Source organism: Streptomyces sp. NPDC006309, from assembly GCF_040613095.1.
Taxonomy (GTDB): Bacteria; Actinomycetota; Actinomycetes; order Streptomycetales; family Streptomycetaceae; genus Streptomyces.
The window spans coordinates 23,282-44,212 of the sequence record NZ_JBEXRO010000038.1; the positions used below are offsets into that span (position 1 = coordinate 23,282).

Consider the following 20,931-nt stretch of genomic DNA (forward strand, 5'->3'; position numbering starts at 1 on the left):
CGGGACGGGGGCACCGGTGCCCCCGGGACGCCGAGGACGCTCCGGGACACGGCGGTGCCGAGAGCAGCGTCACAGTCGACGGGTGTGCCGGAAATGGCCGAATACCCCCCACGAATCTCATCTCGCGGCATAGCGTCGGAACGGACGGGAGACCCCGGGCCGTGGCGTCGAGCCGGGGGGAAAGAGACCGTACTTCCTTCTACGTCACGCAACGGCGCGCGACAGGAGTCAGAGGACAATGCAGACCAAGCTGGACGAAGCCAAGGCCGAGCTGCTCGAACGGGCCGCCCGGGTAGCTGAGAACAGCCCGGTCGGGGGGCACCTACCGACCGGGACGACGAGCGAGGGCGGCTCCGGCACCCCGGACGGCGAATCCCTGCTCACGTTCCTCCAGCGCTACTACCTGCACACCGCGCCGGAAGACCTCACCGACCGCGACCCGGTCGACGCCTTCGGCGCCGCGGTCTCGCACCACCGTCTCGCCGAGACCCGCCCGCAGGGCACCGCGAACGTCCGGGTGCACACCCCGTCCGTGGAGGAGAACGGGTGGACCTGTAGCCACACCGTCGTGGAGGTCGTGACCGACGACATGCCCTTCCTCGTCGACTCGGTCACCAACGAGCTGACCCGGCAGGGACGCGGCATCCACGTCGTCATCCACCCGCAGTTCGTGGTCCGCCGGGATGTGACCGGCAAGCTGATCGAGGTGCTGGCGACCCCGCCCGCCGGCGACCTCCCGCACGACGCGCACGTCGAGTCCTGGATCCACGTCGAGATCGACCGGGAGACCGACCGCGCCGACCTCAAGCAGATCACCGCCGATCTGCTGCGCGTCCTGTCCGACGTCCGTGAGGCCGTCGAGGACTGGGAGAAGATGCGGGACACCTCGATCCGCATCGCCGACGGCCTGGTGGGCGAGCCCGCCCCCGCCGACCTGGCGAAGCCCGAGATCGAGGAGGCCCGCGAGCTGCTGCGCTGGCTGGCCGACGACCACTTCACCTTCCTCGGCTACCGCGAGTACCAGCTGCGCGACGACGACACGCTCGCCGCCGTGCCCGGCACCGGTCTGGGCATACTGCGTTCCGACCCGCACCACGCCGAGGAGGACCGGCACCCGGTCAGCCCCTCCTTCGAGCGGCTCCCGGCCGACGCCCGGGCCAAGGCCCGCGAGCACAAGCTGCTGGTGCTGACCAAGGCCAACAGCCGGGCCACGGTGCACCGGCCGTCGTACCTGGACTACATCGGCGTCAAGAAGTTCGACGCGGACGGCAACGTCGTCGGCGAGCGCCGCTTCCTCGGCCTGTTCTCCTCCGCCGCCTACACCGAGTCCGTGCGCCGCGTCCCGGTGATCCGCCGCAAGGTCGAGGAGGTGCTGGCGCGCGCGGGATTCTCGCCGCACAGCCACGACGGCCGCGACCTGCTCCAGATCCTGGAGACCTACCCGCGCGACGAGCTGTTCCAGACGCCGGTCACCGAACTCCAGGCCATCGTGACCAGCGTGCTCTACCTCCAGGAGCGCCGCCGGCTGCGGCTCTACCTGCGCCAGGACGAGTACGGCCGCTACTACTCGGCCCTCGTCTACCTCCCGCGCGACCGCTACACCACCGGCGTCCGCCTCAGGATCATCGACATCCTGAAGGAGGAGCTGGGCGGCATCAGCGTCGACTTCACCGCCTGGAACACCGAGTCGATCCTGTCCCGGCTGCACTTCGTGGTCCGGGTCCCGCAGGGCACCGAGCTGTCCGAGCTGTCGGACGCCGACAAGGAGCGCATCGAGTCCCGGCTGGTCGCGGCGGCCCGTTCCTGGGTCGACGCGTTCGCGGAGGCGCTGACCGCCGAGTGCGGCGAGGAGAGCGCGGCCGAGGTGCTGCGCCGCTACAACAACGCCTTCCCCGAGGGGTACAAGGCCGACCACCCGCCGCGCGCGGCGGTCGCCGACCTGGTGCACCTGGAGCAGCTGGGCGAGGACAAGGTCTTCTCGCTGAGCCTGTACGAGCCGGTGGGCGCCGCGCCCGAGGAGCGCCGCTTCAAGATCTACCAGAAGGGCGGTTCGGTCTCCCTGTCCCACGTGCTGCCCGTGCTCAGCCGCCTGGGCGTCGAGGTCACGGACGAGCGGCCGTACGAGCTGCGCTGCGCCGACCGCACCACCGCCTGGATCTACGACTTCGGTCTGCGCATGCCGAAGTCGCTCGGCGGCCCCGCCGGCGACTACCTGGGCGGCGACGCACGTGAGCGGTTCCAGGACGCGTTCGCCGCGACCTGGACCGGCAAGGCCGAGAACGACGGCTTCAACGCCCTCGTGCTGAGCGCCGGGCTCACCTGGCGCCAGGCGATGGTGCTGCGCGCCTACGCCAAGTACCTGCGGCAGGCCGGTTCGACCTTCTCGCAGGACTACATGGAGGACACCCTCCGCAACAACGTCCACACCACCCGGCTGCTCGTCTCCCTGTTCGAGGCGCGGATGTCGCCGGAGCGGCAGCAGGCCGGGCTGGAGATCACGGACGCCCTGCTGGAGGAGCTGGACGCGGCCCTGGAGCAGGTGGCCAGCCTGGACGAGGACCGCATCCTGCGGTCGTTCCTGACCGTCATCAAGGCGACCCTGCGCACGAACTTCTTCCAGGAGGCGCTCGGCGGCGAGCCGCACGCGTACGTGTCCATGAAGTTCGACCCGCAGGCCATCCCGGACCTGCCCGCGCCGCGCCCGGCGTACGAGATCTGGGTGTACTCGCCGCGTGTGGAGGGCGTGCACCTGCGGTTCGGCAAGGTCGCGCGCGGTGGTCTGCGCTGGTCCGACCGGCGCGAGGACTTCCGTACGGAGATCCTCGGCCTGGTCAAGGCGCAGATGGTGAAGAACACCGTCATCGTGCCGGTGGGCGCCAAGGGCGGCTTCGTCGCCAAGCAGCTGCCCGACCCGGCCGAGGACCGGGACGCGTGGCTCGCCGAGGGCATCGCCAGCTACAAGACGTTCATCTCGGCGCTGCTCGACATCACCGACAACATGGTCGCCGGTGAGGTCGTGCCGCCGCAGGACGTGGTCCGGCACGACGGGGACGACACCTATCTGGTGGTCGCGGCCGACAAGGGCACCGCGACGTTCTCGGACATCGCCAACCAGGTCGCCGAGACGTACAACTTCTGGCTCGGTGACGCCTTCGCCTCCGGCGGTTCGGCCGGGTACGACCACAAGGGCATGGGCATCACCGCGCGCGGCGCCTGGGAGTCCGTGAAGCGGCACTTCCGCGAGCTGGGCGTGGACACGCAGTCCGAGGACTTCACGGTCGTCGGCATCGGTGACATGTCCGGTGACGTGTTCGGCAACGGCATGCTGCTGAGCGAGCACATCCGCCTGGTCGCCGCCTTCGACCACCGGCACATCTTCATCGACCCCACCCCGGACGCGGCCGTCTCCTACGCCGAGCGCCGCCGCCTGTTCGAGCTGACCCGCTCCAGCTGGGCCGACTACGACACCAAGCTGCTGTCGGCGGGCGGCGGGATCTTCCCGCGCAGCGCCAAGTCGATCACGCTCAACAGCCACATCCGGCAGGCCCTGGGCATCGAGGAGAAGATTTCCAAGATGACCCCGGCCGACCTGATGAAGACGATCCTGCGGGCACCGGTGGACCTGCTGTGGAACGGCGGCATCGGCACGTACGTGAAGTCGTCGGCGGAGTCCAACGCCGATGTCGGCGACAAGGCCAACGACGCCATCCGCGTCGACGGCGCCGACCTGCGCGTCAAGGTCGTCGGCGAGGGCGGCAACCTGGGCCTGACCCAGCTCGGCCGCATCGAGTTCGCCCTGCACGGCGGCCGGATCAACACCGACGCGATCGACAACAGCGCCGGTGTGGACACCTCCGACCACGAGGTGAACATCAAGATCCTGCTGAACAGCCTGGTCACGGACGGCGACATGACCGTCAAGCAGCGCAACAAGCTGCTCGCCGAGATGACCGACGAGGTCGGCGTCCTGGTGCTGCGCAACAACTACGCGCAGAACACCGCCCTCGCCAACGCCCTGTCCCAGGCCAAGGACATGCTCCACGCCCAGCAGCGGTTCATCCGCCACCTGGTGCGCGAGGGCCACCTGGACCGGGCGCTGGAGTTCCTGCCCACCGACCGCCAGATCCGCGAGCGCCTCGGCCAGGGCCAGGGCCTGACCGGCCCGGAGACGGCCGTGGTGCTGGCGTACACGAAGATCACGGTCGCCGAGGAGCTGCTGCACACCTCGCTGCCGGACGACCCGTACCTGCGCGGCCTGCTGCACGCGTACTTCCCGACGGCTCTGCGCGAGCGCTTCGCCGACGCGATCGACAACCACCCGCTGCGCCGTGAGATCACCACGACCGTGCTGGTCAACGACACGGTCAACACGGGCGGTACGACGTATCTGCACCGTCTGCGCGAGGAGACCGGCGCCTCGCTCGAGGAGATCGTGCGCGCCCAGACCGCGGCCCGCAGGATCTTCAGCTCGGCGGCGGTGTGGGACGAGGTGGAGGCCCTGGACAACCGGGTCGAGGCCGGCGTCCAGACCCGCATCCGGCTGCACTCGCGGCGCCTGATCGAGCGCGGCACCCGCTGGCTGCTCAACAACCGGCCGCAGCCGCTCCAGCTCGCCGAGACGGTGGAGTTCTTCGCCGAGCGGGTCGAGCGGGTCTGGCAGGAGCTGCCGAAGCTGCTGCGCGGCGCGGACCTGGAGTGGTACCAGCACGTGTACGACGAGCTGTCCGAGGCCGGTGTCCCGGACGAGCTCGCCACCCGGGTGGCCGGTTTCTCCTCCGCCTTCCCGGCGCTGGACATCGTCTCGGTGGCCGACCGCATGGGCAAGGAGCCGCTGGACGTCGCCGAGATCTACTACGACCTCGCCGACCGGCTCGGCATCACGCAGCTGATGGACCGCATCATCGAGCTGCCCCGCGCCGACCGCTGGCAGTCCATGGCCCGCGCCTCCATCCGCGAGGACCTGTACGCGGCCCACGCGGCGCTCACCGCGGACGTGTTCGCGGCGGGCGACGGCACCTCGACGCCGGAGCAGCGGTTCACGGCGTGGGAGCAGAAGAACACCGCGATCCTGGGCCGTGCCCGCACCACCCTGGAGGAGATCCGCGGCTCGGACTCCTTCGACCTCGCCAACCTGTCGGTGGCGATGCGCACGATGCGGACGCTGCTGCGGACGCACTCGTAGCCGTACGGCGGTGAGGGCGCCCCGGGCCGGTGACGGCCCGGGGCGCCCTCCCGTTTCCCGCCGGGCCCCGGGCGCAGGAATCAGGTGGCGCAGCCGGCCGGTTCCCCGGCGGTCCGGTCGCCGCCGGGGGCGGCCGGTGCCGTGCCTCCTCGCCGCCACAGCCGTTCCAGGGCGAGGGGCACGCCGATCACGGGGATGAGCCAGACCTGGACGTAGAGCCGGTCCTGTTCCACGGCCAGCGGGTGCGCGGCCATGGTCGCGAATCCGGTCAGGCCCGTCGCGAGGACGCACAGGGCCACCGGCACCGAGCGTTTCCACAGCCCCCACGCGCCGGCCGTGAGGAGGGTGAGCAGCAGTGGGGCGAGGGCCTCCTGCTGGAGCCACTGCCACCAGTAGTGGGCGTTCAGCCGGAGCAGGGACCGCCAGGGACCGGCGATCTCGGGATAGGTCCAGTGCAGGGTGAACATGTCCTGCAACGAGTCGGTCATGCCCGGCAGCCCGAAGACCCTGCTGACGGCGAGCACGGCCACCGTGCCGGCCGTCGCGAGTCCGGCCAGCACCCAGGTGCCGCGCTGCCGTGCGCGCGGGACCAGCGCCAGGACCGCGTACGCGGCCGCCGCCAGGAACAGCCCCACGATCAGGAAGCTGGAGTACTTGACGGCGGACCCGAGGGCGAAGGCGCCGGCGAAGAGCAGCGCGCCCCGCGTGACCCGGCCGCGCAGCAGCCAGACCGCGGCGAGCAGCAGGGCCGTCATGAGGGCGATCACCGGCCCTTCGGACAGGGGGCGCCCGCCCCACTGGGCGAGCGGCGTGACGTAGTACAGGACCTGGCCGAGGACGGCGGCCGGCGGCGGGGAGCGCAGCGCGCGCAGCAGCAGGTGCACGAGCCATCCGGCGGCCGTGGTGAAGGCGAGCGCCACCGCGGTCAGGCCCGCCTTGGCGCCGAGCAGCGCCACGAACGGCGCGGCCATCAGCGGGTAACCGGGCCGGGTGCGGAAGATGCGCTCGTACTTCGGGCTGGTGGGGGCCAGGCCGTCGCGGTACTTCGTCTCGCAGGTGTGCCGGTACGCCGCCTCCCGTCCCGGCTCGCGGAACTTCCGCTGGTCCAGCTGCCGGTTGCGGTGGACGAGCCGGGCGGTGTCGGCGCAGTAGGCGGCGACCGCCTTCTGCTGTGCCTGCCGGGGGGAGTCGCCGAGGAACCGGTAGGCCTCGCGGGCGTAGCGGTAGGAGTCGTTGGAGAACCGGGTCGCCGGATAGGCGAAGACGTGCAGGACGAGGAAGACCACGGCGGCGAGCACGGGCAGCGCCCGCAGGCGGGCGAGGTGAGCCGTTCCGCCGTCCAAGGGTCTCTCCAGTCCGGTGGGTGCGGGAACAGGATTCGGCAGGGCCGAGCATGACGATCCAGAATATAGCGGGACTTTCCCGGCGTACCGGACGTCAGGGGGCGGGCCGGAACAGCGCGAGCAGCCCGGCCCCGTACCAGCCGGCGAACACCGCGCCGCTCCCGTACACCAGCCAGCGCACTTCCCGCCGGACCCTGGCCAGGGCGGGTGCCGGGAGCAGCAGCAGGACGGGCAGGAACGGCAGCATGAAGCGGGGCTTGGAGTACGGCGCGCCGTTCACGCCGACCATCAGCAGCCAGGCGCCCGCCGCGAGGAACACCAGGGGCCAGGGCACCCGCCGGTCCAGCGCCAGGGCGACGGTCCCGACGGCGACGGCGGCGATCGTCGTGAGCACGGCCACGTACCGCATGTCGGACGAGTGCTCCCCGGCCGCGTGGCGCAGGAAGTGGAGGGTGCCCCGGCCGAGGTCGAAGGTCTGGCCCCAGGCCCGCTGCGCCTCGAACCAGCCCGTGACCGAGCCGATCCGGCTGCCGAGGTACAGCCAGCTGCCGACCAGGCCGAGCGGAGCCAGCACCGTCGCGGCCAGGGGCCGCAGGCCGTCACGGCGGCCGGCCAGCGCCGCCAGCCCGGTCAGGGCGGTGACCGCGACCAGCACCGACGCGGTGGGACGGACCGTCCCGGCCAGCGCGCAAAGGAGCCCCGCCGTCACCCACCTGCGGGCGATCAGGGCCACGAGCGCCCACATCAGCACGGCGGTGAACACGGCCTCGGAGTACGGGATCCAGAGCACGAAAGCGTACGGCGAACACGCCCACAGTCCCACGCAGACGAGGGCGGCGCGGTGGCCGACGACGGCCCGCGCCAGGGTGTGCGCCCCGCTCGCCGCGACCGCGCCGGCCACCCAGGAGACCAGCACACCGGCGTGGGCGAACGTCAGCCCGGTCACCGCGTGCACGGCGCGGATCAGCCCGGGGACCAGGGGGAAGAACGCGAGCGTGCTGTACCCGGGCACCCCGTTGGCCCGGAAGGGGAGCCGGTCGGGGTAGCCGTGCGCGGCCACGGACAGGTAGTTGGCGGCGTCCCAGCGGCTGAGGACACCCGTCACCCCGTGGCCGAGATGCCGGTTCAGCACCAGCAGCACGGCGAATCCGAGGAGGGACAGCGTCAGCTGGAGGGCGACGGCACGGCGGGTCTCGCGCGGGACGAACGTGACGTGTACGGGCTGCCGGCGCAGCGCCTTGCGCAGCCGGGCCCGCGGGCCGCCGGGCGCGCTGCCGGGCGGCCGGCCGGTGGTGGCGGCAGACGGGGGGACCAGTTGGGCCACGGTGACTCCACGGGGGTGCGGTGCGGTTACGGCTCGGCGGAACGGTCCCTGTGCCCGTCTCACCTCAGCAGGCTCGCCACCAGCCGGGCGGCGCTGCGGATCGGCGGTCGGGCCACGTGCCGTACCACCGGCCCGACGACCCGCGCCGTCACCCCCACCGGATGCCAGCGCAGCTGGAGGCGGCCGGGGTTGCGGCCCTCCGGTTCGAGGACGATCTCGTGCGGGGTGGCGCCGGAGCGGTAGGGCACGCGGATCCGGTGCGCGGGGAAGTCCAGCGGAGCCAGCAGCATGCCGGTGTGGGACAGGCCCTGCTGGTCCAGGCGGACCAGCGGGTGCCGTACGCCCTCGAAGCCCTGGAGGGGCAGCCGAGCGGCGGCCAGGTCGAGGCGGACGGTGCCTTCGAACACGCCGGGCCGGACCGGGTTCAGCCGGAAGGGGACCGTCATGCGGTGCCCGCCGGGGGAGAGCGCCAGGCAGGCGCGCTGCGGGCCGACCGGGAGGCGCAGTCCGGGGTCGTAGGTGCGCACGGCGAGGGTCAGGGACGCCCCGGGGCCGGGAGTCAGTGCCGTGATCTCGTGGCGGAACTGGGCCGTGGGGAAGGGCCGGGTGTCCAGCTCCAGCTCGGAGAGGTCCAGTTCGCGGCGGGCACGGTCGGTGGCGGGGACGGTGCCGCCCCAGTACGGGCCGCCCGCCGCGTCGGCCGTGACCCGCCTCGGCGCCACCCCGTGCCCCAGTCCGCGCGCCGCCAGCCGCACCTCGGGCAGCCGGCCCTCCCGGAGCAGCTCCAGCACCACCCGCTCGGCGCGGGGCAGCCGGGTGTACGCCTCGGGGGCCAGGGTGTCCAGGTAGGGGTTGACGAGGCCGGCGAAGGACGTCAGCCACTCCTCGTCCCGGTAGGGCAGGTCGCCGGCGTACATCCGGAAGTCGTGCTTGAGGAACTTGTAGTCCTTGTCCGCCCGCAGCCCGGCGTGCCCGCTGCTCACCAGGAAGTCGTCGATGAGGTGCTGGACGTGGACGCGGTCGCGGACGTTGGAGATCCGGTGCCGCTGGTTGGAGATGGAGGCGGAGGCCGCGTCGGCGAACGGCTCGATGTACCAGACGTACACCGGGTCGGGGATGATCGTGAACGCCTTCGCCAGGCAGTACGCCTGCGCCGAGAACAGCTGGTCCTCGTAGTGGATGCCCTCGGGGAAGCGGAGCCGGTGGCGGTCCAGGAAGGAGCGGGCGTACATCTTGCTGGTCGACAGGTGCTCGAAGAACAGCCGCGGGTCCGCCGCGATGCCCTCCACCGTGCGGCGCTCGGCGACCAGGTGCGCCATCCACGTCGACTCCTGGCCGGTGTCCACCCGGATCCGGCGGACCGCGCCCATGGTGAAGTCGACCTCCCGTTCGCGGTGGGCCGCCAGCAGCGACTCGACCGACCGCGGCGGCAGCTCGTCGTCGCTGTCCAGGAACATCAGGTACGGCGCCCGGGCGATCTCCACGGCCCGGTTGCGCGGGGCGCTGCACCCGCCGCTGTTGCGGGGCAGGCGGAGGTAGCGGATGCGGTGGTCGCGGGCCGCGAGCTGACGGGCCACGGCCGGGGTGTCGTCCTCGGAGTGGTCGTCGCTGATGACGATCTCGATGCCGGGGTGGGTCTGCGCGCGCACCGACTCGACCGCGCGGGGGAGGCGGGCGGCGTCGTTGTGGACGATGACCGTGACCGTGACGTCGGGGCGGGTCATGCCGTGGCCTCCTCGGGAGTCGGGGCGGGGGTGCGGTCCTCGAGCGGGAGCACCGGCGGCAGCGACTCCTCCGGTTCGCCCAGGAACACCCGCCGTACGACCCGTTCGGCGGCGCGTCCGTCGTCGTACTCGCAGAACCGGCGCCGGAACGCCGCCCGTGCCTTCGCCGCGCTCTCGTCGCGCCAGGCACCGGAGGCGAAGATCTCGGCCAGTTCCTCCTGGGTGCGGGCGACCTGGCCGGGGTGTTCGGCCATCAGGTCGAAGTAGACGCCCCGGGTGGTCCGGTACGTCTCCCAGTCGTCGGCGTGGATCACGATGGGGCGGTCCAGGTTGGCGTAGTCGAACATGATCGAGGAGTAGTCCGTGACCAGCGCGTCGGCGGCCAGGCACAGTTCCTCGACGGGGTCGTAGGAGGAGACGTCGATGATCCGGCCGGAGCGGCGCAGGCCGGTCAGCGGGGAGGCCGTGCCGCCGTAGAAGTAGTGTGCGCGCACGAGGAGGACCGTGTCGTCGCCGAGGCGGTCGGCGAGGGCGGCGAGGTCCAGGCGGGGGGTGAAACCGGCCTCGTAGTCGCGGTGGGTGGGGGCGTACAGGACGGCCGTGGTGCCGGGCGCGATGCCGAGGCGGGCGCGGGCCGCGCGGACGTCGGCCGCCGTGGCCGCGTAGTAGACGTCGTTGCGCGGATAGCCGTGGTCCAGGGACGTGTAGCGGGCCGGGTAGGCGCGCTCCCACATGCGGGTGGAGTGGCTGTTGGCGCTGACGCTGTAGTCCCACCTGTCGATCCGGGCCAGCAGGGCGGCGAAGTCCAGGCCCTTCGCGGCGGCGGGATGGTCCATCTGGTCCAGGCCCATGCGCTTGAGCGGGGTGCCGTGGTGGGTCTGGAGGTGGATCTGGCCGGGGTGTTTGACGACCGCGTCGGGGAAGTTGACGTTGTTCGTCAGATACGTGGCGGTGGCCAGGGTCTCCCAGTAGCGGCGGGTGCCGGGCACGACGTGGTCGGTGCCGGGCGGCAGCAGGGCCGCGTTCTGGCCGGTCACCACCCACACCGGGTGGATGTGCGGGGCGAGTTCGGCGAGTTTCGCGGCGATCGCGGCCGGGTTGCAGGCGACCCCGCGGTCCCAGTACGCGGCGAACACGGCGAGGTCGGGGCGCAGCGGGCGGTTCAGGGCGCGGCGGTACTGGTGGTCGCGGACCTTCGCGCCCAGCCGCCGCTTGTGCGTCCGTACCGCCCTGCGGGCCGCGCGGCGGGTGCGGTTGGCGGCCTGGAACGCCCGGTACCGGTGGTACGCGCCCTCCTCCAGCAGCGCGTGCCGTACGCCCTCCAGGCCCGCCGGCCGCTGATGGCCCTCGGGGCGCCAGCGGAGCGCCGCCAGGGAGGCGCGCCGGAAGAACTCGCGGGCCACGGGGTCGGGCAGGTCCTCGCGTGCGAAGGTGCGCAGCAGGTCACGCACCATCAGGTCGTACAGCACCGTGCGGACGGCGTGGCGCTCGCCGGTGAGCGGGAGCAGCGACTCGTAGCGGTCGATGAGCGCGAGCCGGTACTCGGGTGCGCGCGGCGGCAGGCTCTCGGGGCGCAGCACCCGGTTCTCGTACGCCGCCTGGTTCAGGCAGGCGACACGGCCGGCGTACAGCAGGGCCGCGTGGGCGGCGCGCGGTTCGTCGTCGGTGGTGAGCCGCTCCTCGTGCGCCCGCCAGAACGCGGTGCGCAGCGCGCGGTCGCCGAGCAGCGGGGTGAGGCGCAGCAGATCAGGGGCTGCGGCCAGGGGCAGGGGGCCCCGGCCGACGGCGGCGAGGTGGCGGCCGTCCCGGGAGGGGGTGGCGGCGGTCTGCCAGGTGGTGGTGACGTGGTCGAAGAGCAGCACGTCGACGGGTGTGTCCGGGTCACCGGGAGCACCGGGGACGGCACCGGTGGCGTCCAGTTCGGCGGTCCGTTCGGCGATCAGGCGGGGCGCGCCGGCGGGCAGGCCGTCCTTGGCGTGCACGAAATGCAGCCAGCGGCCGGACGCGCGGGCGGCGCCGGCCGCCCGGGCCGCCGCGTCACCGGTGCCCTCCGGCAGGGCGACGGTGACCGTGTCCGGGGCGTGGCGCTCGGCCGTCTCCCGCGCCCACGCGCCGACCGCGACGACGATCACCTCGGCGTCGGTGAGCGGGTGGGCCTCCAGCGAGTCGAGGAGTTCGGTCAGATGCCCCTGGGTGTTCGGCCCGTAGACGATCACGCTCAGCTGGGGCATCGCAGTGGACTCCTTCGGCTCGATGTCTCCGGGCACACCCCCCATAACATACTGTCATTAAACGGATGAAAGGGATAAGCGTGCCCGGTGAAGGAGCCCGTCCGGGGCCGGTCAGCTCTTGGCGGCCGGCTTGGCAACCGGCTTGGCGGCCGGCTTCTTCTCGCCGGTGAACGCCTCGTACTCCTTCATGACCTCTTCCGTCGGCCCGTCCATGCGCAGTTCGCCGCGCTCCAGCCACAGGACCCGTTCGCAGGTGTCACGGATCGACTTGTTGTTGTGGCTGACCAGGAACACCGTGCCCGCGTGCTGCCGCAGCTCGCGGATCCGCTGCTCGGAACGCTTCTGGAAGGAGCGGTCGCCGGTGGCCAGCGCCTCGTCGATCAGCAGGACGTCGTGGTCCTTGGCGGCGGCGATGGAGAACCGCAGCCGGGCGGCCATGCCGGAGGAGTACGTGCGCATCGGCAGGGTGATGAAGTCGCCCTTGTCGTTGATCCCGGAGAAGTCGACGATGTCCTGGTAGCGCTCCTTGACCTGCTCCCGGGACATGCCCATGGCGAGGCCGCCGAGGTGGACGTTGCGCTCGCCGGTGAGGTCGTTCATCAGGGCCGCGTTGACGCCGAGGAGGGAGGGCTGGCCGTCGGTGAAGATCTGGCCGTTCTCCACCGGCAGCAGCCCGGCGACCGCCTTGAGCAGGGTGGACTTGCCCGAACCGTTGGTGCCGATGAGCCCGATCGCCTCGCCCTTGTACGCGACGAACGACACCTTGCGCACCGCGTGCACCCGGCGCACACCGGCCGCCTGCTCGGTCTGCCGGCGGCGCAGGATGCGGTTGAGGGCGGCGGTGGCGGAGCCGCGCCCCGCGCCGGTGCCGTTGACCCGGTAGACGATGTCGACACGGTCGGCGACGACGGTGGGAACCTTCCCGGCCGCCCCGCCGGTGCCGGTGGTGCCGGTGGTGCCGGCGGTCTCGATGGTCCCGGTCGTCCCGGGGGTCTGCTCAGCCACGGCCGTACGTCTCCTCAGCCTTCCAGAAGTAGATGAAGCCGCCGATGCCGGCGAGCAGGGCCCAGCCGGTGGCCGCCGCCCACACGTGCGGGGGCAGGGACCTGGCGTGGAAGCTGTCGATCAGCGCGAACCGCATCAGGTCGATGTAGACGGCGGCCGGGTTGATCTGGAGCAGGACGGTCACGATGTGCGGCAGGTGGTCGTGCTTGGTGATCTTGTCGATGCTCCACATCACGCCGGACACGTACATCCACGTACGCAGCAGGAAGGGCATCAGCTGGGCGATGTCCGGCGTCTTGGCGCCCATCCGGGCCACGATCATCGACACGCCGGCGTTGAACGTGAACTGGAGCACGAGCGCCGGGACCGCCAGCAGCCAGGAAGCGGAGACCGGTACGCCGAAGCAGAGCAGGATGACGACCAGCGCGGCCATCGAGAACAGCAGCTGCTGGAGCTGCTGGAGCGCGAAGGAGATCGGCAGCGCGGCGCGCGGGAAGTGCAGGGCGCGGACCAGGCCCAGGTTGCCGGAGATCGCCCGGGTGCCCGCCATGATCGAACTCTGCGTGAAGGTCCAGATGAACACGCCCGTGACCAGGAAGGGCACGTAGTCGGGCACGTGCTGCTTGGTGTTCAGCAGGACACCGAAGATGAAGTAGTAGACCGCCGCGTTCAGCAGCGGGTTCATGACCTGCCACACCTGGCCGAGCTTCGCCTGGCTGTACTGCGCGGTGAGCTTGGCGGTGGCGAACGCGCCGATGAAGTGGCGCCGCGCCCACAGCTGGCGGATGTACTCCGGCAGGGTGGGGCGGGCGCCGCTGACCGACAGGCCGTGCCGGGCGGCCAGGGCCGCGAGGTCGTCGTCGGTCCGGGCCCGGGTGGGGGGCGGTGTGTGGAGGACCTGGCTCACATCCGCTGCTTTCGCTCGGGGGAGGGGGCTGCTGCGTCCGGCTGCCGCCGGGTCGCCGCGTCCGTGTCGTTCCCGTCGCCCGGCGTTTCCCCGCGTTTCTCTTTACGTTCTTTACGTCGGGACGGGACCGTATCGTCGCAACGCGAGCGTAGGGGCAATCCACGTCGGAACGCAACCGTTTCGTCGCTACGGCCTATGCTGTGCGGCATGACGACGAACGCCGTGCCCGCCGACGAGCCGCCGGCCCGTCCGCGCCGCCGGGCCCCCGCCGGGGCCGCCGTCCTCCGCGAGGACGTGACCGAGGCCATCCGCGCGGCCGTCTTCGAGGAACTGGCGGCGGCCGGGTACGCACGCATGTCCATCGAGGGCATCGCGCGGCGGGCGGGCGTGGGCAAGACGGCGGTGTACCGGCGCTGGCGTTCCAAGCTCCACCTGGTCCTGGACGTCGTCTCGGCCATGGCGGTGACCGGCTTCCCGGTCCCCGACACCGGCTCCCTGGAGGGCGACCTCCACCTGCTGTACGAGGTCACCTCCCGCGCCCTGCGCCACCCCGTCGCCTCCCAGGTCATCCCCGACCTCCAGGCCGAGGCCGCCCGCAACCCCGACCTCGCCGAGGCCTTCCAGAAGGCGCTGCGGGACGGCCAGGAGGGCGTGGCCAGCAGGATCGTGGCGGCGGCGGCGCAACGCGGCGAACTCCGCGCCGGCGTCGATCCCGACCTCGCCCTCGACCTGATCTCCGGCCCCCTGTACTGGCGCTCGGTCGTCATCCGCTCCCCGAAGCCCCCCAAGGGCTATCTGGCGAAGCTGGCACGGGCCACAGCGGCGGCGCTCAGGGCGCTGTGACCCCGCGCCCCGCCCCGGCGCGCCCGGCCGGGGGCCGTGTTCCCTACGAGCGCGCGGCCTCCGGATGGCTGCGGACCCAGCCCTCCCACGCGGAGGTGATCATGTCCTGGACGTCGTACTTGGCCTGCCAGCCCAGCTCCGTGGCGATGCGGGCGGCGGAGGCGACCACGCGGGCGGGGTCGCCGGGGCGGCGGGCGGTGACGGTCGGGGGGCGGTCGTAGCCGGTGACCGCGTTGACGCGGTCGATCATCTCCCGGACGGAGACCCCCTCGCCGCGGCCGATGTTGAGCGTCAGGCCGGTGCCCGGCGCGGAGGCGAGGGTGCGCGCGACGGTCACGTGGGCCTCGGCCAGGTCGACCACGTGGATGTAGTCGCGGACGCAGGTGCCGTCGGGGGTCGGGTAGTCGTCGCCGAAGATACGGGGCCGTGCGCCCTCGGTGAGCCGCTCGAAGACCATCGGGACCAGGTTGGACACGCTCGTGTCGGCCAGTTCGGGCGTGGCCGCGCCCGCCACGTTGAAGTAGCGCAGCGAGGCGGTGGCGAGGCCGGCCGCCCGGCCCGTGGCGCGCACCAGCCACTCGCCGGCCAGTTTGGTCTCGCCGTAGGGGGAGAGGGGGCGGCAGGGGGTCTCCTCCGTGACCAGGTCGACGTCGGGCATGCCGTAGACGGCCGCCGAGGAGGAGAAGAGGAAGGAGGGGATACCCGCCGCCGTCACCGCCGCCAGGAGGACGCGCAGGCCCTCGACGTTCTCCCGGTAGTACTCCAGCGGCCGGTCCACCGACTCGCCCACCTGCTTCTTCGCCGCCAGATGGACGACGCCCGTGATCCCGTGCCCGGCGAGCGTGCGGGCCAGCAGCTCCCCGTCCAGGGTGGAGCCGCGCACCAGCGGCACCTCGTCCGGTACCCGCTCGGCCAGCCCCGTGGACAGGTCGTCGTAGACGACCGCGCGCTCGCCCGCCTCGGTCATCGCCCGGACGACGTGCGCCCCGATGTATCCGGCACCGCCGGTGATCAGCCAGGTCATGTGCGGCCGTCCCCTCGTCAGCTCGTCGGTCGGTCCGGGTCCCAGTGAAGCAGGCGGCGGCGGAGCCGGCCGCGGGCCACGTCGAGCACGCCGCGCGCACCGCTCGCCACGCGCAGTGCCAGCGCGCCGGAGTGCGTGGCGTACGGGTGCGCCAGGAGTACGCCGTGTGCGGCGCTCGGCAGGGCGCGTCGGCGCAGTCGGCCGGCGCCCGTCCGGGCGTGCGCCGTGACCGTCCGCCGCCCGCCGTCCGCGAAACGGAGGGTCAGGCCGAGGTCCCAGACGCCGGAGCCGAGCCCGGCCAGGTCCACGGGCACCTCGGCCGACCAGACGGCGGGCCCGGAGGGCGTGAGGGTGGCCGTCGTGCGCCCGCGCGTGCGGCCGTCCTCGCGCCCGTGCCACGCCACGTCCACCTCGACCGGCGCCGCCCCGGCCACCCTGCCGTACAGCTCGTGCAGCCGCAGACGCAGCGGCGAGGCACGCGCGCGCGGGCGCAGCTCCGCGTCCACCGCGAGGGGGAGGACGGGGACGGGGCGGGTCAGGAGCGGGCCCAGGGAGACCTGGGGGAGGTCGGGGGACCAGACCGGGACGCCGTCGGCGGTGCGGGCGTAGGGCGGGAGCAGGCGCGCCGGGCGGGCGGCGAGTTCACGCAGACGGGGCAGGTCGCGGGGCTCGGGGGACGCCAGCAGGACTCGCGCGAGCAGCCGGCCGGGGGCGATGGGGTCCGGCTCCCAGTCGGCGTCGTCGTAGCACGCCAGGTACTGCCGGGTGAGCGTCCACCACGCGCGCCGGTGGTCCGCGTCGCGCAGGCCCAGCTCGCGCGCGTACATGCGCAGCTCGTGGTCGAGGAACTTGGCGCGCGCCGCCCGGGCCAGCTCCTTCTGCCCGGCGCCCAGCAGGATGTCGTACGCCAGCGCGCACGCCTCGACGCGCGCCGCCCAGTTCTCGACGCGCTCCCGGTCCAGCGAGAGGGACAGCCGCCCGGCCGACCGGCGCACCTGCCACACGTACACCCGGTCCGGTACGAGCACGATGCGCGGGCTCGCGGCCAGCACGCGCGCGGTGAAGACGAAGTCCTCGTAGCGGAAGCGGCCCTCGGGGAAGCGGATGCCGTGGTCGCGCAGGAAGCCGGTGCGGTACAGCTTGTTGACGCACAGGGTGTCGTGGACCAGCCGGGGGAGCCGGTCGGGGCGGTCGAGGACGCGGTGCGCCGGGTAGAGGAACGCCTGCCACGGCTGTTCGCGCCCCGACGGCTGTTCCCGGCGCACACACAGCCCGCCCGCGACCTCGGCGTGCGCCTCGGTCGCCGCCGTGAGCAGCGCGTCCACCGCACCGGGCGGCAGTACGTCGTCGCTGTCCAGGAACATCACGTACGGCGCCGTCACCGCGTCGATCCCGGCGTTGCGCGGGCTGCCGCAGCCGCCGCTGTTCACCTCCCGGCGCACCACCCGCAGCCGCGGCTCCCGGCCGGCCAGCCGGGCGAGCAGCCCGGCGCTGCCGTCGGTGGAGCCGTCGTCCACGGCGACGACCTCGGCGACGGCGGGACCCTGGGCCAGGGCCGAGCGCACGGCCTCGGCCACATGGGCGCGGTCGTCGTAGCCGATGACGACGACGGCGGCCTGGGGTGCCGGGTGCGGGTCTCGCGGTTCCTGAGGCATGGGGTCCACGGCCGGGCGTGCGGGAATGCCCCCCATTATCCCGTTACGAGGCGCTGAACGCCCGCTCGGGAAGGCGGCCGGAACCGGGCCGGGGCTCCGCCGGCAGCACGGACTCCCCGGCCGGTGGCCGCGCGTCCCGCCACAACCGCACGAAGGACAGCACGGCGGCGACGGCCAGCAGCCCGTTGCGGGCCAGCATCAGCAGACACCCGGCCCAGGTGCCGTCGATCACCTCGCGGTAGTACATGGGGAACACGACGGTGCTCAGCGCGGACGCCGCAAGGATCAGCACCGCCACCGGGCGCTGCCCGGTGCGGCGCGAGGTCAGGCACACGGCGGCGAGCCCGATCAGCCAGATCATGTACTGCGGGCTGATGACCCGGCTGGTGACCGTGAACAGCAGCACCGCGCTCAGCGCCGCGTCGTACGGCGTGGCCTCGCTCCAGTGCCGCGCCCGCAGCCGCCACAGCAGCAGCAGGGCGAACGCGAGCGCGGTGAGCGCGAGCGAGGCCGTGGCGACGGCGTGCACGTGCGGACCGACGAGTTCGATGGCGCCGTACTGGTAGCGGCTGCGGCCCGGCCAGCCGGCGTGCCGGGCCAGGTTCAGCGCCGTGCCGCCGAGCGACTCGATCTGCACGCCCCGGCCGCTCTGCTCCCGCAGGAAGGACAGCGGATGGGCGAGGAAGGCCGCCAGCAGCCCGAAGCACACGGCCCCGGTCGCCGCCGCCCACGTCCACGTCGTACGGGTGCGCCGCCCACGGGGCGTGCCCAGCAGCACCAGCGCCGGCCACACCTTCACCAGCGCGCCCACGGCCCCGAACACCCCTCCCGCGCGCGGGGAGCGTGCCGACGCCAGCAGGGACAGCACGGCCAGGGCGGTGACCGCGGCGTCGTACCGGGCGAGCGGCAGGTGCAGCAGCAGCGGCAGGCCGCCGGTCCACACGGCCGCGCCGAGCAGGCTGCGCCCGGGCCGGGTGCCCGCGCGGACCAGCGCCGCCGCGGTCACCGCGTCCACGGCCAGCGTCAGCAGCACGAACGCCTGGAAGTACGTCAGCCCCGGCAGCAGACCCGGTGCCAGCAGCACCGCACCCGCACCGGGCGGGTACTGCCACAGCGTGTCGTGCACGGGGAAGGAGCCGTGCGCGAGGACGCCGTACCAGTGGTGGTACAGCCGCCACACCTCCCTGGCCACCGAGCCACCGCCCAGCAGCGGGGAGGTGCTGTGCGTGAGCAGCCACAGCATGAGGGCACGGGTGGCGAGCCACAGGACGGTGAGGGCGAGGACCGGGCCGGGGGTGACACGGAGACGGTTCATCACATGGGAGCCTAAGCCGAGCGGATGGGGTATCCATGCCGATACGCCGTCAATGACCTAGAAAGGTTGGCTAATCGCAAAAGATCGGGCCATGGTGAACGTCGGGCTTCCTGTGCAACCGCAGTCACGTCGGGCGGCTGGAGCGGCCGGCGCCGCGCCGGCCGGTGCGAGGGGCCACGCACCCCGCGGGGTGTCCGGGTGTTCCCGGGAGCGGCTGGGCCGCGCCGCCGCGGTGGGCGTGCCCGCGCTGGTGATGGCGGTGCTCGGACTGTGGGGGCTCGACCGGGGCGGCATGTGGCGCGACGAGGCCGTCAGCTTCCAGGTCGGGCGCCGCACGGTACCGCAGATCTGGCGGCTGCTGCACGGCGTGGACGCGGTGCACGGCCTGTACTACCTGTGCGTGCACACGGTCCTCGCCGTGCACCCCGGCGAGGTCGTCCTGCGGCTGCCGTCGGTGTGCGCGGCGGCCGTCACGGCGGGCCTGGTGGCCGCGCTCGGCTGCCGGCTGGCCCGGCCGCGGGTCGGTCTGTGGGCCGGCCTGCTCTACGCGGTCTCCCCGATGGCCGGCCACTACGCCCAGGAGGGCCGCTCCTACGCGCTCGTCGCGGCCGGGGCCACCTGCGCGACGCTGCTGTTCGTCCGGGCCGTGCAGGGCGGCTCGTGGTGGCCGTACGGCGTCGTCCTCGGACTGACCTGCTGGCTGCACGAGTTCGCGGTCCTGCTGACACTCGCGCACGCGGTGTCGCTGGCGCTCGCCCGGGCCGGAGCGCGGACGTGGCGGCGGTTCGGGGGCGCGGCCGGTGCGGTGGGCCTCGCGCTGCTGCCGATGGTGGTGGTGTCGCGGGGGCAGGCGGCGCAGCTGGCGTGGCTGCGGCCGCCCACGGCGGAAACGGCGGGAGGGCTGCTGCGCGGGTTCCTCGGGCCGGCCGACGAGGTGTACTGGGTGTGTCTCGGGCTGGCCCTGCTCGGACTGGCCGGGCTGGCGGGGCGGCGGGGCGAACTGACGTGCGCGGGCGTGGGGTTGCCGGTGGCGGTGGTGCCGCCGGCCCTGCTGATGCTGGCCTCGCAGGTCTCACCGCTGTACGTCGACCGGTACGTGCTGTACGCGCTGTCGGGGGCGCCGCTGGTGGTGGCTGCCGGGGCCGAGCGGCTGGCGGGTGCGCTGGAACGCCCGCGGCCGGGCCGGCGCGGGGCTGCCCTGCCCGGGGTCCCGGCCGCGCGGCCCCGGCTGCTCACCCTCGCCGGTTTCCTGGCCGTCGGCCTCTCCCTGCTCCACCAGTTCCCCCTCCTCCAACAGGACCGTGATCCCGCTCGCCGGCCCGACGACCTCGCCGCCGTCTCCCGGGTGGCCGCGCGGGAGGTGGGCCCCGGCGAGCCGGTGCTGTTCCTGCCGGCGCAGACGCGGAACGCGGCGCTCACCTATCCCCGGGCGTTCCGGGGGACGCGTGACCTGGCACTCGTGGCGGGGGCCGCCGGGTCCGGCACCCTGTACGGGCGGGAGGCCGGGCCCGGTGAGCTGCGCCGCAGACTGGCGCGGCTGGACCGGGTGTGGGTGGTGGCCGACCGGCGGCTGCTCGCCGGCCGCTGGATCCCGCGCGACCCCACGGAGCGGACCAAACTGACCGTGCTGTGGCAGGAGTTCACCGGAAACCGGGAGTCCGTACGGGGCCTGCTGACCGTCCGGCTCTACGTCCGCCCGACCGGCGCGCGCCCCGAGAGCCGGGCCGGTGCGGGCTTTGGGCGCCGGGCCGGTGCGAGTTCTGAGGCTGCGGCCGGTGCCGGTTCCGGAACTCCGGCCGGCGCGCGCCCCGGGACTGCGCTCGGCGTGCGGCCCCGGAGCCGGGCCGGCGCGGGTTTTCGGGCTGCGGCCGGTGCGGGTTCCAGGACTCCGGCCGACGCGTCCCTCGGGAGCCCGACCGGCGCGCGCCCTGGAACCCTGGCTGGCGCGCGCCCCGCCACCCCGGTTGGCGCGGGCCCCGGGACGGCGCCCGGTGCGCGCTCCGGGGCTGCGCTCGGCATGCCCCCCGGGGGCCTGGCCGGCGTGCGTCCCGGGCTTGTGTTCGGCGTGCGCGCCGTCACCCGTGCTGGCGTGCGCTGCGGCGCCTAGGCTGGCGCGGGTTCTGGGACCCTGGCTGGCGCGGGCCCCGGGACTGGGCTCAGTGCGCGCTCCGGGGCTGTGCTCGGCGTGCGCCCCGCTAACCCGGCTGGTGCGGACCCCGCGGGACGGCGCTCGGTGTGCGCTCGCGGGGCTCCGCTCGGCGTGCCCCTAGGGGCCTGGGCTGGCTCGGGCTCTGGGACCCTGGCCGGCGCGCGCCCCGCCACCCCGGTTGGCGCGGGCCCCGGGACGGCGCCCGGTGCGCGCTCCGGGGTGGCGGGGC

At 73.4% G+C, this 20,931-nt stretch carries 12 protein-coding genes; 3 read left to right on the top strand and 9 right to left on the bottom strand.

From position 1 onward, the window contains the following. The first annotated feature begins 238 nt into the window (after positions 1–238). Positions 239–5,182, top strand: a complete 4,944-nt coding sequence (locus ABZ117_RS32055) for an NAD-glutamate dehydrogenase (RefSeq protein ID WP_356825913.1) — start codon at positions 239–241, stop codon at positions 5,180–5,182. An 80-nt stretch (positions 5,183–5,262) separates the two neighbouring features. Here ABZ117_RS32055 and ABZ117_RS32060 read toward each other — a convergent pair whose 3' ends face one another. The 6 genes from ABZ117_RS32060 to ABZ117_RS32085 all read right to left on the bottom strand — a co-directional run bounded on the left by ABZ117_RS32060 (position 5,263) and on the right by ABZ117_RS32085 (position 13,716). Then, entirely contained in the window at positions 5,263–6,525 is a 1,263-nt protein-coding gene (locus tag ABZ117_RS32060) for a hypothetical protein (RefSeq protein WP_356825915.1), read from the bottom strand. A 94-nt stretch (positions 6,526–6,619) separates the two neighbouring features. Continuing rightward, positions 6,620–7,849 carry a hypothetical protein gene (locus tag ABZ117_RS32065; protein WP_356825917.1) on the bottom strand — a complete coding sequence of 410 codons (1,230 nt, stop codon included), beginning with the start codon at positions 7,847–7,849 and terminating at the stop codon, positions 6,620–6,622. A gap of 59 nt (positions 7,850–7,908) precedes the next feature. Next, positions 7,909–9,573 carry a glycosyltransferase family 2 protein gene (locus tag ABZ117_RS32070; RefSeq protein ID WP_356825919.1) on the bottom strand — a complete coding sequence of 555 codons (1,665 nt, stop codon included), beginning with the start codon at positions 9,571–9,573 and terminating at the stop codon, positions 7,909–7,911. Beyond that, positions 9,570–11,804, bottom strand: coding sequence for a CDP-glycerol glycerophosphotransferase family protein (locus ABZ117_RS32075; RefSeq protein ID WP_356825921.1), 2,235 nt, complete (start codon positions 11,802–11,804; stop codon positions 9,570–9,572). The genes ABZ117_RS32070 and ABZ117_RS32075 overlap by 4 nt, the downstream gene beginning before the upstream one ends. Positions 11,805–11,915: 111 nt before the next feature. After that, a complete protein-coding gene (locus tag ABZ117_RS32080; protein ID WP_356825934.1) occupies positions 11,916–12,776 on the bottom strand; it encodes an ABC transporter ATP-binding protein in 861 nt (286 codons plus the stop codon). Between the two features lie 25 nt (positions 12,777–12,801). Then, positions 12,802–13,716 carry an ABC transporter permease gene (locus ABZ117_RS32085; protein WP_356825923.1) on the bottom strand — a complete coding sequence of 305 codons (915 nt, stop codon included), beginning with the start codon at positions 13,714–13,716 and terminating at the stop codon, positions 12,802–12,804. Positions 13,717–13,923: 207 nt separating this feature from the next. Here ABZ117_RS32085 and ABZ117_RS32090 point away from each other — a divergent pair, with 207 nt between their 5' ends. Then, positions 13,924–14,559, top strand: a complete 636-nt coding sequence (locus ABZ117_RS32090) for a TetR/AcrR family transcriptional regulator (RefSeq protein WP_356825925.1) — start codon at positions 13,924–13,926, stop codon at positions 14,557–14,559. Positions 14,560–14,602: 43 nt separating this feature from the next. Here ABZ117_RS32090 and galE read toward each other — a convergent pair whose 3' ends face one another. From galE to ABZ117_RS32105, 3 genes are read right to left on the bottom strand one after another with little or no spacing between them, the layout of a single operon-like run. Next, on the bottom strand, positions 14,603–15,583 hold the full coding sequence (gene galE, locus ABZ117_RS32095) for a UDP-glucose 4-epimerase GalE (protein WP_356825926.1): 981 nt from the start codon (positions 15,581–15,583) through the stop codon (positions 14,603–14,605). Between the two features lie 17 nt (positions 15,584–15,600). Next, positions 15,601–17,238, bottom strand: a complete 1,638-nt coding sequence (locus ABZ117_RS32100; RefSeq protein WP_356825928.1) for a glycosyltransferase family 2 protein — start codon at positions 17,236–17,238, stop codon at positions 15,601–15,603. Positions 17,239–17,281: 43 nt separating this feature from the next. Continuing rightward, a complete protein-coding gene (locus ABZ117_RS32105) occupies positions 17,282–18,553 on the bottom strand; it encodes a glycosyltransferase 87 family protein (protein ID WP_356825930.1) in 1,272 nt (423 codons plus the stop codon). 253 nt (positions 18,554–18,806) lie between these two features. On the opposite strand from ABZ117_RS32105, the gene ABZ117_RS32110 reads away from it, so the two are divergent. Continuing rightward, positions 18,807–20,660: a glycosyltransferase family 39 protein gene (locus ABZ117_RS32110; RefSeq protein ID WP_356825936.1), complete on the top strand. Its 1,854-nt coding sequence runs from the start codon at positions 18,807–18,809 to the stop codon at positions 20,658–20,660. Positions 20,661–20,931 lie beyond the last annotated feature (271 nt).

Excerpts from the sequence above, each read along its gene's own strand:
- ABZ117_RS32055 (WP_356825913.1), top strand. The coding sequence starts at position 239 with ATGCAGACCAAGCTGGACGAAGCCAAGGCCGAGCTGCTCGAACGGGCC.
- ABZ117_RS32070 (WP_356825919.1), bottom strand. The coding sequence starts at position 9,573 with ATGACCCGCCCCGACGTCACGGTCACGGTCATCGTCCACAACGACGCC.
- ABZ117_RS32075 (WP_356825921.1), bottom strand. The coding sequence starts at position 11,804 with ATGCCCCAGCTGAGCGTGATCGTCTACGGGCCGAACACCCAGGGGCAT.
- ABZ117_RS32090 (WP_356825925.1), top strand. The coding sequence starts at position 13,924 with ATGACGACGAACGCCGTGCCCGCCGACGAGCCGCCGGCCCGTCCGCGC.
- galE (WP_356825926.1), bottom strand. The coding sequence starts at position 15,583 with ATGACCTGGCTGATCACCGGCGGTGCCGGATACATCGGGGCGCACGTC.
- ABZ117_RS32100 (WP_356825928.1), bottom strand. The coding sequence starts at position 17,238 with ATGCCTCAGGAACCGCGAGACCCGCACCCGGCACCCCAGGCCGCCGTC.
- ABZ117_RS32105 (WP_356825930.1), bottom strand. The coding sequence starts at position 18,553 with ATGAACCGTCTCCGTGTCACCCCCGGCCCGGTCCTCGCCCTCACCGTC.
- ABZ117_RS32110 (WP_356825936.1), top strand. The coding sequence starts at position 18,807 with ATGGCGGTGCTCGGACTGTGGGGGCTCGACCGGGGCGGCATGTGGCGC.